This window comes from Brevibacterium otitidis (assembly GCF_042429315.1).
GTDB lineage: Bacteria > Actinomycetota > Actinomycetes > Actinomycetales > Brevibacteriaceae > Brevibacterium > Brevibacterium otitidis.
Genome location: NZ_JBHMAU010000073.1, coordinates 54,496 through 67,580, shown reverse-complemented (window position 1 = coordinate 67,580; position 13,085 = coordinate 54,496). Strand labels below are relative to the sequence as shown.

11 protein-coding genes are annotated in these 13,085 nt (G+C 67.8%); 8 read left to right on the top strand and 3 right to left on the bottom strand.

Annotated features, from left to right (window positions below):
- The first annotated feature begins 23 nt into the window (after positions 1 to 23).
- Both ACFFN1_RS12685 and ACFFN1_RS12680 read left to right on the top strand, forming a co-directional pair.
- On the top strand, positions 24 to 1,541 hold the full coding sequence (locus tag ACFFN1_RS12685) for a PIG-L family deacetylase (RefSeq protein ID WP_376841148.1): 1,518 nt from the start codon (positions 24 to 26) through the stop codon (positions 1,539 to 1,541).
- Positions 1,542 to 1,654: 113 nt separating this feature from the next.
- The gene (locus ACFFN1_RS12680; protein WP_376841147.1) at positions 1,655 to 3,364 is read left to right on the top strand and encodes a VanW family protein; all 1,710 of its coding nucleotides are present in this window, start codon (positions 1,655 to 1,657) and stop codon (positions 3,362 to 3,364) included.
- Positions 3,365 to 3,463: 99 nt separating this feature from the next.
- On the opposite strand, the gene bar is transcribed toward ACFFN1_RS12680, so the two are convergent.
- Positions 3,464 to 4,615, bottom strand: a complete 1,152-nt coding sequence (gene bar, locus ACFFN1_RS12675; protein ID WP_376841146.1) for a barbiturase — start codon at positions 4,613 to 4,615, stop codon at positions 3,464 to 3,466.
- A gap of 288 nt (positions 4,616 to 4,903) precedes the next feature.
- Here bar and ACFFN1_RS12670 point away from each other — a divergent pair, with 288 nt between their 5' ends.
- Positions 4,904 to 6,292, top strand: coding sequence for a uracil-xanthine permease family protein (locus ACFFN1_RS12670; RefSeq protein ID WP_376841144.1), 1,389 nt, complete (start codon positions 4,904 to 4,906; stop codon positions 6,290 to 6,292).
- A gap of 19 nt (positions 6,293 to 6,311) precedes the next feature.
- Here ACFFN1_RS12670 and ACFFN1_RS12665 read toward each other — a convergent pair whose 3' ends face one another.
- A complete protein-coding gene (locus ACFFN1_RS12665) occupies positions 6,312 to 7,490 on the bottom strand; it encodes a GNAT family N-acetyltransferase (RefSeq protein ID WP_376841143.1) in 1,179 nt (392 codons plus the stop codon).
- A gap of 100 nt (positions 7,491 to 7,590) precedes the next feature.
- Between ACFFN1_RS12665 and fdxA the strand changes: the two genes are divergently transcribed.
- The 3 genes from fdxA to ACFFN1_RS12650 all read left to right on the top strand — a co-directional run bounded on the left by fdxA (position 7,591) and on the right by ACFFN1_RS12650 (position 10,620).
- Entirely contained in the window at positions 7,591 to 7,917 is a 327-nt protein-coding gene (gene fdxA, locus ACFFN1_RS12660; protein ID WP_376841142.1) for a ferredoxin, read from the top strand.
- Between the two features lie 6 nt (positions 7,918 to 7,923).
- On the top strand, positions 7,924 to 9,060 hold the full coding sequence (dapC, locus tag ACFFN1_RS12655) for a succinyldiaminopimelate transaminase (protein WP_376841141.1): 1,137 nt from the start codon (positions 7,924 to 7,926) through the stop codon (positions 9,058 to 9,060).
- A gap of 273 nt (positions 9,061 to 9,333) precedes the next feature.
- Entirely contained in the window at positions 9,334 to 10,620 is a 1,287-nt protein-coding gene (locus tag ACFFN1_RS12650) for a citrate synthase (protein WP_376841140.1), read from the top strand.
- Between the two features lie 239 nt (positions 10,621 to 10,859).
- Here the strand turns inward: ACFFN1_RS12650 and dapD are convergent, their stop codons facing one another.
- The gene (gene dapD / locus ACFFN1_RS12645) at positions 10,860 to 11,804 is read right to left on the bottom strand and encodes a 2,3,4,5-tetrahydropyridine-2,6-dicarboxylate N-succinyltransferase (RefSeq protein WP_376841139.1); all 945 of its coding nucleotides are present in this window, start codon (positions 11,802 to 11,804) and stop codon (positions 10,860 to 10,862) included.
- 80 nt (positions 11,805 to 11,884) lie between these two features.
- Here dapD and ACFFN1_RS12640 point away from each other — a divergent pair, with 80 nt between their 5' ends.
- A complete protein-coding gene (locus ACFFN1_RS12640) occupies positions 11,885 to 12,616 on the top strand; it encodes an LOG family protein (RefSeq protein WP_376841138.1) in 732 nt (243 codons plus the stop codon).
- Positions 12,617 to 12,676: 60 nt separating this feature from the next.
- Positions 12,677 to 13,084 carry a DivIVA domain-containing protein gene (locus tag ACFFN1_RS12635; RefSeq protein WP_376841136.1) on the top strand — a complete coding sequence of 136 codons (408 nt, stop codon included), beginning with the start codon at positions 12,677 to 12,679 and terminating at the stop codon, positions 13,082 to 13,084.
- Position 13,085: the final 1 nt, after the last annotated feature.

Here is a 13,085-nt window from a genome sequence, read left to right as displayed (position 1 = left end):
TCCAAGAAGCACTGATCACATCGATGACTGCCACCCAGACCCTTCCCGCAGACCAGGCACGCGTCCTCTTCGTCCACGCGCACCCGGATGACGAGTCGATCATGACCGGCGGGACGATGGCCGCCCTGGCCGCATCCGGCGCCCATGTCGCGCTCGTGACCGGAACCCGCGGCGAAGGCGGCGAGGTCATCGGCGAGCTGCGGGAGCAGCTGGAGGGCAACCGCCCTGCGCTGGCAGCCCACCGTGAGCAGGAGCTCGCCCGGGCACTCGAGATCCTCGGGGTCAGCGACCACGCCTTCCTCGGCGATGGGCCCGATGGGGGAGCAGACGACCGCCTGCCGGCCCGCCGCTTCGAGGACTCCGGCATGGTGTGGGGCCCCGATGGCCACGCCGTGGCGCCTGCGGATATGCCGGAGACCGCGCTGTGTGCGGCACCCGTGAGCGAGGCGGCAGCCTACCTGGTCAACATTATCCGTCGGGTCCGCCCGCAGCTCGTCATCACCTATTCGAGCGGCGGCGGCTACGGGCATCCCGACCATGTGCGCATGCACGAGGCGACCGTCGCCGCCTGCCAGCAGCTGGAGGGCACCGCCGATGCGGTGGCCACCCTGCTGTTCTGCGACACCCCCGCCGAGGTGGCCGCTGACGCCTTCGATCCGCAGGCACCCGGCTTCGAGCTCACCGGCTTCGCCCCGGCCGAGTCGATCCCGACGATCGCTGCGCAGGCCCCGATCGCCGTCGCCCAGGACGTCGATGATGTCATCGGCGCCAAGAGCCTCGCGATGGCCGCCCACCGCACCCAGGTGACGGTGGCCGGACAGTTCTTCGCCCTGTCCAACGGCATCGGGCAGAAGATCCTCGATGTCGAGTGCTACACCGATGCAACCCATCCCGGCCCAGACGCCGCACCCTATGCGCCGGTCGACAACGTCCTCGACGCTGTCGTCATCCCCGTCGACGCGGCGGCCCACGGGCAGCCGCAGGCAGGCGGCACTGTGGCGGGTCAGGCGGCGACCGCCTCGGGCGTGGCAGCCGGCACCACGGCAGGAGCCGGAGCCACGGCAGGAGCCGGGGCAGCAGCCGGCAGCGCAGCAGCCGCCTCGGGCGCGGCAGACGACGCCGCGACGGACAGCGGGGAGGAGTCGGCCCGGCGCAAGACCGGGGTGGCAGCGATCATCCACGCAGTGCTCGTCGGACTGCTCATCGGGGTGCTCGGCTCCTTCCAGCACCTCAACGCCACTGCCTGGGTCCTCGGCGGGCAGGAGATCATCGCCCCCTGGGGTCTGGGTCTGGCGCTGGGACTCACAGCAGCCGGGCTGGGGCACATCGCCGGGCTGTATCGGTCGACATCGCTCATGGTCATGTGCGCCGCCGTCATCTGCATGGTGTCGTTCATCTTCACCCAGCAGAGTCTGCTGCCCGGCGCTGACCTCATCGTCGCCGCATATCTGCGCTCGATCGTGTGGCTTGTGGCACCGATGGGGATCGCTGCGGTGTTCGCATTCACACTGCCGCCGCTCAAAGCCTCCACAGGCAGCTGAGCCGGCCGACTCCGGCTGTGGCTGTGCCGCGGCGGGGCCCGGCACAGATATAGTTGGACAAGGATTTCCGCCGACCTCGGGCCGCTGCCCGCCGACCTCCGTGATGTGACCTCATGCCCTCTGCCACTTCCTCTCCGCGTCGCCACCGCAGGACGATCATCGTCATCCTCACTGCCGTGGCTGTGCTTGCTGCTGCCTATCTGGCGACGGCCTATTTCGCGTCCACCGGCATGCCGCGGAACGCGCAGGTCGCCGGCATCGATGTCGGCGGCATGTCGAAGGCGGAGGCGAAACAGACTCTCGATGAGCAGCTCGTCCCGCGAGCCGAGGAGGACATCGAGATCAGGACGGAGGAGAACTCCGCGAAGATCTCCCCAGCCGATGCCGGCATCAGCGTCGACACCCAGGCCACCGTCGACCTCGGCGCCGGATTCACTCTCCACCCCGTCCGCATCTATGAGCGGCTCTTCGCCGACAACGACATCGAACCGGTCATCACCGTCGACGACGCGAAGGCCGAGGTCCTCTCCGAGGTCAGCAAGGAGATGTCAACAGAACCGGTCGATGCGACGCTCGGCTACAACGACGACGGCAAGCCGGAGGTGACCGAGAGCACCGAGGGCACCATCGTGAGCGCTGAGGCGATCCGGGAGGCGATCGATTCCTCGTGGCTGCGCGAGGATCCGCCGGTGGACGTCCCGGCTGAGACGAAGGAAGCCGATATCACCACCGCCGAGGCGGAGGCTGCGCTCAGCGAGATCGCCGAACCGGCCGTCAGCGGCGATGTCACCGTCACGGCCGATCCCGGCGACCACGCCGACGTGAACGGCAGAGAGATCATCGTGACCCCCGCTACCGTCGCCCAGACCCTCACCTTCGAGCCGAAGGACAGTGAGCTCACGCCGGTCTTCGACGCCGGGCGGCTCAAGCGCCTGGCCCTGGCTGAGAGCCCCGACATCGGCCAGGACACAAAGAACGCGAGCTATGAGATCGTCAACGGAAAGCCGAAGGTCGTGCCCAGTGAGAAGGGCATCTCCGTCGACGAGAAGGAGTTCGCGGATGCCGTGCTGCCGGCCCTGACCTCCGATGACCGCACCGCTGAGGTGACGCTGACGGAGACCGATCCCGAGTTCACCACCGAGGATGCCGAGAAGGCCGATGTCGACACGGTGATCTCGGAGTTCTCCACCCCGTACAACTCCGAGCCCAACCGCGACACCAACCTGAGGGTGGCCTCGAAGAAGGTCTCGGGCACCGTGCTGCTGCCCGGAGAGCAGTTCAGCCTCAACGAGACGCTGGGCAAGCGCACCGCAGCCAACGGCTACAAGCCGGCCGGTGTCATCTCCGAAGGTCAGATGAAGACCGACTTCGGCGGCGGTGTCTCCCAGGTGTCGACGACGCTGTTCAACGCGGCCTTCTTCGCCGGCCTCGACCTTGATGAGCATCGCGCGCACTCCCGGTACATCTCCCGCTACCCGGAGGGCCGGGAGACGACCCTGGACTGGACATCGATCGACCTGAAATTCACCAACAGCACCGACAAGCCGATGGTGCTCGACATGTATCTGCAGGGCGGGGAGGTCCATGCCCGGATCTTCGGTGTCAAGACCGTCGACGTCGAAGCCGGTGCCTCGGACCGCTTCGCCTTCACCTCGCCGAGCACGATCACCGAATCCGGCTCCAACTGCACCCCGCAGTCACCGCGGGAGGGCTGGTCGATCACGATCTATCGCACCATCAAGGATCACGAGACCGGCAAGGTTGTGAAGAAGGACGACTTCACCACCGTCTACCGCCCGGTCAACCGGGTGAAGTGCGATTAGCCGACTGAGCGACGTTAGCCGCGAAGGCTGAACAGCCCGCACACAGCAGTGCCCGGCACCGGAATTCCGGTGCCGGGCACTGCTGTGTGCTGCGGGGTGTCAGTCTGAGAAGCTGTAGCCGCTGGGCTCCTCACCCAGGTCGATGATCGCAGCGACCGGGCCGCCGCCATCGGGACCCTGATGGGCGGCCGACACGGAGACGAACACGGCCGGATCACCGGTCACCGCAGAGGTGACGCCGCCGACGGCGGCCTTGATCTGGCGGTGCCAGTGGACATCGGAGTCATCGAGCATCGCGTTGCGGCGGCCGAGCACCGTGCCGTCCTGGCTGGCCTCGCACTTGAGAAACACATTGACGAGGCGACCGCCGAGGTCGTCGCGGTGCGGGCGCTCCGGCAGATCGAGGCCGGCGTCGGAGATCGCATCCCAGATCCCGTCGGCGTCGAGAGCATGCTCCATGACCCCGTGGCCGATGCGGAACCGGCCGCCGACGCCGGGTGCGTTGCCGACGACGACCACCTGGGCGCGGTCGAGCTCGACACCGGAGGAGCAGGAGGCGACGGCGGAGTACTTCGTGCGGTCGCGCATGACATCGTCATTGGTGATGTCGGTGGCCTCGCCGAGCGCCTGGGCGATGCCGAGAGCCGTGGTGCCGTTGGACACGTCCATCGACGTCAGCGTGTCCTCGGTGAAGACATCGTGGCCGCGGGAGCGGGCATCGCGGATCGTGTCGATCGTCAACAGCGGGGTCTTCGTCTGCACATAGTGGACATCGGATGTGTCGGTGATGCCGGCGCGCTCCATTGCCGTGGTGACGGCGTCGGCGACCTTGTCGATCATGCCGGTGCGGCCGATCTCCTCGGGCAGGATCGGCTCGCTCATCGCGAAGCCGACTGACAGCCGCTTGTCATCGACCACGGCGGCAGCGCCGTGGCTCGGGGTGTCGGTCGCGTCGGTGGTGGCGAAGATCGTGGCATGCGGGCTGATGACGCCGTCGGTGCCGCCGGACCAGACGATCGGGATCTCCTTGACCTGCTCGGGCGGGGCGCCCTTCTCGATGAGCGCCTCACGGAAGGCGCGGTCAGCGATGATGCGGGTGTAGTCGTTGACCCCGCCGTTGCCCTCGGTCTTGCCGATGATCGCGATGACGCGGGAGGCGTCGAGGACACCGGCGTCGATGAGCTTCGTCATCTCCGAGGCGTCGGAGACGCTGTGCAGGGGGACTTTCCGGACTTCGATCGGCTGTGGCATAAGGCTGCTCCCAACAGAGTGTCGTTCCCGCCCGGCGGGTGCTGCCGGATGGGCTGTCATCGACTGCGCACCGGCGCGCGGCGCCGTCACCGCAGTCCCTGAGTCCATATCACTGTACTGAGCACAATGTGTGGCACAACACGTCAGATTGCGCCAAGTGCGAGGATGCCCATTCGGCAGAAAGTGCTGTGTCTACCCTGCGATGTATGCATCTAGCATCATGTGAAATTCGACACACTTCGCTGGCTGGCGGCGCCGCCGGCTGCCGGGCCCGAGGAGAGGAGAGCGATGTCCGCTGCTGAGCCAGAGATCACGCCGCGCTACGAGATCAACGAGATGCCGCCGCTGGGTGAGGCCGTGCTGCTGGGCATCCAGCATGTCCTCGTCATGATGGCGAGCAATGTCACCATTCCCGTCATCCTCGCCACGGCGATCGGTGCGACGACCGGTGAGACCGCCTTCCTCGTCCAGGTCGCCCTGCTCGTCGCCGGACTCACGACGCTCCTGCAGACGATCGGCATCGGCCCCATCGGCTCGCGGCTGCCGATCGTGCAGGGCACGAGCTTCGGTTTCCTCGTCGTCGCCATCCCGCTGGCGCAGAGCTATGGGATCGCCGCCGTGTTCGGCGGTGCGATCTTCGCCGGTCTCGTCCAGGTGGTCCTCGGCGTGAGCCTGCGCTGGCTCAAGACCCTCTTCCCGCCGCTCGTCAGCGGCATCGTCGTCCTCGTCATCGGCATCGGACTGCTGCCGACCGGCATGGCGCTCTACGCCGGCGGCAACGGCTCGCCGACCTTCGGCTCCTGGACCGACCTCGGCCTGGCCACCCTGGTGCTCGTCGTCATGCTGCTGTTCTACCGCTTCGGCCGCGGCATCATCGGGGCCGCCTCCGTCCTCTTCGCCCTCATCGTCGGCTACCTCGCGGCGATCCCGGCCGGCCGCGTCGACTTCAGCGATGTCGCCGAGGCGGCTTGGTTCGCCTTCCCCGCGCCGCTGAAGTTCGGTCTGGACTTCCCCGCAGCCGCCCTCATCGGCATGGGTGCGATGGCGATCGCCACCTCCGTCGAGACGATCGGCGACCTGTCGGCCATCACAAAGAGCGGTGCGGGCCGTGAGGTCACCGACCGCGAGCTCTCCGGCGGCGTCATGGCCGATGGTGTGGCCACCGCCTTCGCCTCCCTGTTCTCCGCGCTGCCGAACACCTCCTTCGGTCAGAACGTCGGGCTCGTCGCCTTCACCGGCGTCATGAGCCGGCATGTCGTGTCGATCGGTGCCGGATTCCTCATCCTGCTCGGGCTGCTGCCGAAGTTCGCCGCCGTCATCGCCGTCATGCCCTCAGCGGTGATCGGCGGAGCAGCGGTCGTGATGTTCGGCATGCTCATCGGCGCGGGCATCAAACTGCTGGCCGAAACCGCGCTCGACCGCCACGACATGCTCGTCATCGCCGTGTCGATCGGCGTCGGGCAGGGCTTCGCCGCCGTACCCGATTCGGTGGCGCTGTTCCCGGACACCATCGCCGTGCTGCTGACCTCCGGCATCGTACCGGCGGCAGCGCTGGCCGTCATCATGAACCTCACGCGCCCCAAGCCGGCCCGCGGCGGTCACCTCGACATCGATGTGCCGATGAGCGAGAAGTCCGATCCGCTCGGCGACGACGGCACGCACTCGCCGCCGCGCTGAGGCGGCCTGAGGCTGGCGCTCACTCTGCCTGGAGGGCGAACCAGTGCCGGTGATGCTCCCGGGCGCCGAGGCCGCGCATGAGGGAAACGGCTGCGTCATGGGAAGCCGGCACATCGGCCAGCAGCGAGCGGATGCCCTGCTGGCCGGCTGCCGCAGCCGCCGCCTGCACGAGTGCGCGTCCGACCCCGCGACGGCGGCCGCTGGGATGGACGATGAGATGGGAGAGCACCGCCCAGCGGTGGGTGAGTGCGACGCGGATCGTGCCGATGAGCTGCGGTTGGCTGGTCTGCGGCTGCCCGCTGGACTGAGCTGAGGGCGGCTGCCCGCTGGACTGAGCTGAGGGCGGCTGCCCGCCGGGCTGAGCAGAGCCGGCGGTCCCGGGCAGGGGACCGGTGATCGCCGAGAGGATGAACATCTGCTCGGCAGAGGTCATGAGCGCTGCAAAGGCCGGATGGCTCTCGCTGCCCTCCGGATGCCCCCAGGCCGCATAGTGCAGCCCGTGCGGGGCATCGGAGCGCACGATCGACAGCCCGGCCGGGGCTGCGGCGGCGGGATCGGCCAGCCCAGCGGCCGCCTCGGCGGTGGCGGCGGTGAGCGCCAGCTGCGGCTCGGAAGGCGCGAAGCCGGCATCGCGGAACAGCCCGGCGGCCTCCCGGCAGGCCGCGGCGAGCTCGGCGGAGTCGGCATCCGAATAGATCTGCACAGCAGCAGGCAGTCCGTGCTGGCGGTACCACTGCGTCACCATCTCCAGCGCCTCAGCGGTCTCGACACCGGGCGGATCAAGGGGGAGGGCGGAGTTCGCCGCCTCCTTCCCGGCCCCGCCGGCCGCCCGCAGCAGCCAGCCGGACTGGACGAACGCCTCGGGCCCGGCCGCATCATCGCCGGTGGCCTGCGCAGCATCGCGGTGCAGATTGTCCCGGTTGAGCCACGTCACCTCCGGCGGCAGCCACGCATGGGCAGCGATCCGGCGCACATCGGCCGCCGAGACCACCTCGTGCAGCCGTCCCGTGCGCTGCGGGGCCGGCGGCACCTCATGGGCGAGGATGATGTCCGCGCGCGGCACCCGCACCGACCCGCGCTTCGTCTCCACCGTCACCGCAGCCTCGTCGACGGCGCTGACCTGGCCGAGCGCATCGGTGGCGCCGGAGCCCTCACGGAACCGGAGGACGACCCGCATGCCGGGACGGGGTTCGAACATGTGTGACCTTTTCGACGGTGGTGTGCCAACCCTCCCAGCCTATAAGGGAGTACCCTGGTGGGAGGACTTTTGGCGTGGAAGCTGACTGAGGAGACTGACCGTGACGTACGTCATCGCGCAACCCTGTGTCGATCTCAAGGACAAGGCCTGCATCGACGAATGCCCCGTCGACTGCATCTACGAAGGCGAACGGTCGCTCTACATCCACCCCGACGAATGCGTCGACTGCGGCGCCTGCGAACCCGTCTGCCCGGTCGAGGCGATCTACTACGAAGACGACGTCCCCGAGGAATGGGCCGACTACTACACCGCCAATGTCGAGTTCTTCGACGAGATCGGCTCACCCGGCGGTGCCGCCAAGCTCGGCAACACCGGGCTCGACCACCCGATCATCAAGGCGCTGCCGCCGCAGAACCAAGACGACTGAGCCGGCATGTACGGACTCCAGCTGCCCGACTACCCCTGGGACACCCTGACGCCCTACCGCGAACGAGCCGCCGCCCATCCTGATGGGGTCTGCGATCTGTCGATCGGCACCCCGGTCGACCCCACGCCCGAGGTGATCCGCCGGGCGCTCGCCGCTGCCGCCGACGCCCACGGCTACCCGACGACCGCCGGGACCGATGCGCTGCGCGAGGCGATCGCCTGGTGGTCTGCCCACTGGCGCGGCGTCGACGTCGATCCCGCCACCGAGGTGCTGCCCACCATCGGTTCGAAGGAGCTCGTGGCCTGGCTGCCGACCCTGCTCGGCCTCAACGCCGCCGGTGTCTCCGGGCTCAGCGCGCCGCTGGCAGTCGCCTGTCCGTCGCAGGCGTATCCGACCTATGAGCTCGGCGCCCGCCTGGCCGGTGTCGACTGTGTGCGCCTCGACGCCGCCGAGGTGGCTGCCGGGGCGAGCCTCGAGGGCATCGGGCTGCTGTGGCTCAACTCGCCGGGCAACCCGACCGGCGACGCGCTCGATGCGCAGACCCTGGCCGCCGTCGTCGCATGCGCCCGCGCAGCCGACGTCATCGTCGCCAGCGACGAATGCTATGCCCTGCTCAACTGGGAATCCGAGGCGGCGACGCCCTCGATTCTCGACCCGGCCGTCACCGGGGGAGACCACACCGGACTGCTGGCTGTGTACTCGATGTCGAAGCAGTCGAACCTCGCCGGCTACCGGGCCGCTTTCGTCACCGGCGACCGGCAGCTCATCGGCAAGCTCACGAATGCCCGCAAGCATGCCGGCATGATCGTTCCCGCCCCGATCCAGGCAGCGATGATCGCCGGACTGCGCGACACCGCGCACGTCACCGAGCAGAAGGCGCTCTACGCTGCGCGCCGGGCCGAGCTGCTGCCGGCGGCAGAAGCCTTCGGGATGCGCATCGACGAGTCGCGTGCGGGACTGTATCTGTGGGCGACCCGGGACGAGGACTGCTGGGAGACGATCGGCGCGCTCGCGGAGCTCGGCATCATCGCCGGGCCCGGAGCCTTCTACGGCGATGCCGCCGGCCGCCATGTGCGTCTGGCGCTCACCGCTTCAGATGACCGGATCGCCGCGGCCGCACAGCGGCTGCGCGAGGCTGCCTGACACCGTCCGAGAACCGTCACCGGAGCCCGCCCGAGGCGGGCGTCGCGAGCTGTCTGAAGCGGGTGCCAGGTGACCCTGAACATCCCGGTGACCGGCGCCTCGGGCGCGGACAGCGGCGCAAGGGTACCAAGGTTCGCCTGCCTGTCACCTCGATTTACCCTCTGCCTACCAAAGCCGGTAGTCTCTGATGTGACTGTGAAACAATTCTCAGGTCGTGTGGCGTGTCGCACGCCCGATCCCCCGACCCGAGGTCAGAGATTTCGAGGAGAACACATGGCAGAGGATGCAGTCCTGCACATCGACGGTCAGGAGGTTTCCCTTCCGGAGGTGACTGCCACCGAGGGAACCGAAGCCGTCCGCATCGGCTCACTGCTCAAAGACACCGGAAAAGTCACCTACGATCCCGGATTCGCCAACACTGCCAACGCCTCCTCCGCCATCACCTTCATCGACGGTGACGAAGGCATCCTGCGCTACCGCGGGTACCCGATCGAAGAGCTGACCGAGAAGTCGAACTTCATCGAGGTCTGCTATCTGCTCATCTACGGCGAGCTGCCCACCCAGGAGCAGTACGACGAATTCGACGCCCGTCTGCGTCGCCACACCCTCGTGCACGAGGACCTGCGTCGCTTCTTCACCGCCTTCCCCTACGACGCCCATCCGATGCCGATGGTGTCCTCGGCGATCTCGGCGCTGTCGACCTTCTACCAGGACAACCTCTCCGTCTTCGACGACGAGCAGATCGACCTGTCCTCGATCCGGATGCTCGCCAAGATGCCGACGATCGCAGCGATGGCCCACCGCAAGTCCGAGGGCCTGCCGGTGATCCACCCGGACAACTCGCTCAACCTCGTCGAGAACTTCCTGCGCGTGAACTTCGGCTACCCGTCCGAGCCGTACGAACTCGATCCGCTGGCAGTCAAGGCGATGGACCAGCTGTTCATCCTCCACGCCGACCACGAGCAGAACTGCTCGACCTCGACGGTGCGCCTGGTCGGTTCGGCACAGGCCAACATCTTCCAGTCGATCTCAGCCGGCGTCAACGCTCTGGCCGGCCCGCTGCACGGCGGTGCGAACTCCGCAGTGCTGGAGATGCTCGAGGAGATCCTCGCCTCCGATGACGGCGCGAAGTCGTACATGGAGCGGGTGAAGAACAAGGAGCAGGGCGTCCGCCTCATGGGCTTCGGCCACCGCGTGTACAAGAACTACGATCCGCGCGCGGCGATCATCAAGAAGACCGCCCACGAGATCCTCGAGCGCACCGGCGGCAACGACGAGATGCTCGAACTCGCCCTCAAGCTCGAGGAGATCGCACTGGCCGATGACTACTTCGTCGAGCGCCGCCTGTACCCGAACGTCGACTTCTACACCGGCCTCATCTACAAGGCCCTCGGCTTCCCGACCGACATGTTCACCGTGCTCTTCGCCGTCGGCCGCCTGCCGGGCTGGATCGCGCAGTGGCGTGAGATGATCAACGATCCCGAGACCCGCATCGGCCGCCCGCGCCAGATCTACGTCGGCGAGCCGAAGCGCAGCTACACCGACATCAGCGAGCGCTGATCCGGCCAGGGCGGCGCTGCGCCGGGGAGGCTCCGGCCGGCCCCTCAGGCGCAGGCAGCCGTACAGCGCAGCGCAGGCAGCCGTACAGCGCAGCGCAGGCAGCCGTACAGCGCAGCGCAGGCAGCCGTACAGTACGAAGGGGACAGACCATCTGGTCTGTCCCCTTCGTACTTGCTGGTGCGGCTCAGCGAGCTGCCGATGCCCGCCAGCCGGCGCTGCTGAGCGAGCGCCGCGCCGGCTCAGTGCAGATCGGGATTGAGTGCGATGCCCTGGGCGCTGCGGGCAAGCGCCTCGACCGCACCGGTCTCGGAGTTGCGGCGCAGCAGCACATTGTCGCTGCCGCTCAGCTCAGCGGCCTTGACGACCTTTCCGTCCTGCTCCGGCAGCACCACGCGGGTGCCGGCAGTGACATAGAGCCCGGCTTCGACGATGCAGTTGTCGCCCAGGGAGATGCCGACACCGGCATTGGCTCCGAGCAGCGTGCCCTCGCCAACGGTGATCTTGTGCGAACCGCCGCCGGAGAGCGTGCCCATGATCGAAGCGCCGCCGCCGATGTCCGTGCCGGCGCCGATGACCACACCCTGGGAGATGCGGCCTTCGACCATCGCCTGGCCGAGCGTGCCGGCATTGAAGTTGATGAAGCCCTCATGCATGACGACGGTGCCCGGCGACAGATAGGCGCCCATCCGCACACGGTCGGCATCGGCGATGCGCACGCCCTCAGGCACAACGAAATCGGTCATGCGCGGGAACTTGTCGACACCGTAGACCGACAGCTGGCCGCGGGCCTTGAGCTTGGCGCGGGTGATCTCGAAGCCCTCGACGGCGCACGGGCCCTCCGAGGTCCACACGACGTTGTTGAGCTGGCCGAAGAGCCCGTCGACATTGAGATCGTTGGGCTTCACAAGGCGATGCGAGAGCGCATGCAGACGCAGGTAGCCGTCAGCGGCGCCATCAGGAGCAGCATCGAGGTCGATGGTGACCGAGACGATCTCTGCGCGGGTTCCGCGGACCTCATCGGCAACCGCCAGCGGAGCGAGCACCTCATCGGAGACGGCATCGGCTGCGAGCTTGGCCGCCGAAGTCTCGTCACCGGAGAGGACAGGAGCGGGGTACCACACGCACAGGATCGTGTCGCCGTGGTACGTGGCGACACCCTTGGCTGAGACGAATCGTTGAGTCATGGCACCAGCCTATCGGTCGCTGCGCCGCGGAGACACTAGGCTGAGAGTGATCTGTGCCCCCGCAACGCCAGGAGTGCGTCGTGTTCACATCCGGAATCTACAATCGCGGACCGCTGCGGCTGCGCCGCTCCCAGGTGCCGAAGAAGACCGCCGATGAGCAGCTGCTCGAATCCGTCTCAGAGCACTCATGGCAGGACGAGGACCCCTGGCGGGTGCTGCGCATCCAGTCGGAGTTCGTCGAAGGGTTCGGCGCGATGGCCGATGTCGGCCCCTGCTTCTCCGTGTTCGGCTCCGCCCGCACCGCTGAGACCGCGCCGGAGTATGCGCTCGCCCGTGACATCGGCCGGCGCATCGTCGCGGCCGGCTACGGAGTCATCACCGGCGGCGGACCGGGCATCATGGAAGCCGCCAACCGGGGAGCGCACGATGCCGGGGGACTGTCGGTGGGGCTGGGCATCGAGCTGCCCTTCGAACAGCGCATGAACGACTACGTCGACCTGGGCGTGAACTTCCGGTACTTCTTCGTCCGCAAGACGATGTTCCTCAAATACTCCCAAGGCTATGTCGTGCTGCCCGGCGGATTCGGCACCTTCGATGAGCTGTTCGAAGCGCTGACCCTGGCGCAGACGCACAAGGTGCGCAAGTTCCCGATCGTGCTCATGGGCACCGCCTACTGGTCCGGTCTCGTCGACTGGCTGTCGTCGAAGCCGATCGAGTACGGCACCATCAGCCTCGACGACCCCGACCGGCTCAGCCTCACCGACGATCCGGACGAGGCGATGTCGATCCTCACCTCGGTCTCGGAGGCCTGAGACGCCCGTGCGCCTGCTGATGTTCACGCTGCCGCCGCGCGTCTGTGAGACGATACCGCTATGTTGATCTACCTCATCCTGGGCGTGTGCGCAGTCGTGTTCTTCGCTGTCATCGCCGTCTTCGGTGCCACCGGCGGATTCAACAGCGCCATGGGTGCCGACCAGGCGCAGCGGCGGCCGCTCGGACTGCAGTCCGGCTGGACGTCCGGTGACGTCCGCGATGTCCGCTTCCAGCTGGCCTTCCGCGGCTACCGCACCGATGCCGTCGATATGGTCTTGGAGCAGATGACCCGGCGGCTGGCTGAGCAGGAGGCGGAGCTCGGGCGTCTGCGCGCCGCATCCGATCAGCGCGGTGCCGGGCGTTCGGAAGGCGGCCACCGCCTCGGCGACGGCTATCCGAGCACGCCGGAGGACAGCGCGAACGCAGCCGAGGACAGTGAGCCGCAGACCGGGAAGACCCGCGCCTGAG

Bases quoted from the DNA above. Each gene is read 5' to 3' on its own strand.
- ACFFN1_RS12685 (WP_376841148.1), top strand. From the start codon at position 24: ATGACTGCCACCCAGACCCTTCCCGCAGACCAGGCACGCGTCCTCTTC.
- ACFFN1_RS12680 (WP_376841147.1), top strand. From the start codon at position 1,655: ATGCCCTCTGCCACTTCCTCTCCGCGTCGCCACCGCAGGACGATCATC.
- bar (WP_376841146.1), bottom strand. From the start codon at position 4,615: ATGCCACAGCCGATCGAAGTCCGGAAAGTCCCCCTGCACAGCGTCTCC.
- ACFFN1_RS12670 (WP_376841144.1), top strand. From the start codon at position 4,904: ATGTCCGCTGCTGAGCCAGAGATCACGCCGCGCTACGAGATCAACGAG.
- ACFFN1_RS12665 (WP_376841143.1), bottom strand. From the start codon at position 7,490: ATGTTCGAACCCCGTCCCGGCATGCGGGTCGTCCTCCGGTTCCGTGAG.
- dapC (WP_376841141.1), top strand. From the start codon at position 7,924: ATGTACGGACTCCAGCTGCCCGACTACCCCTGGGACACCCTGACGCCC.
- ACFFN1_RS12650 (WP_376841140.1), top strand. From the start codon at position 9,334: ATGGCAGAGGATGCAGTCCTGCACATCGACGGTCAGGAGGTTTCCCTT.
- dapD (WP_376841139.1), bottom strand. From the start codon at position 11,804: ATGACTCAACGATTCGTCTCAGCCAAGGGTGTCGCCACGTACCACGGC.
- ACFFN1_RS12635 (WP_376841136.1), top strand. From the start codon at position 12,677: ATGTTGATCTACCTCATCCTGGGCGTGTGCGCAGTCGTGTTCTTCGCT.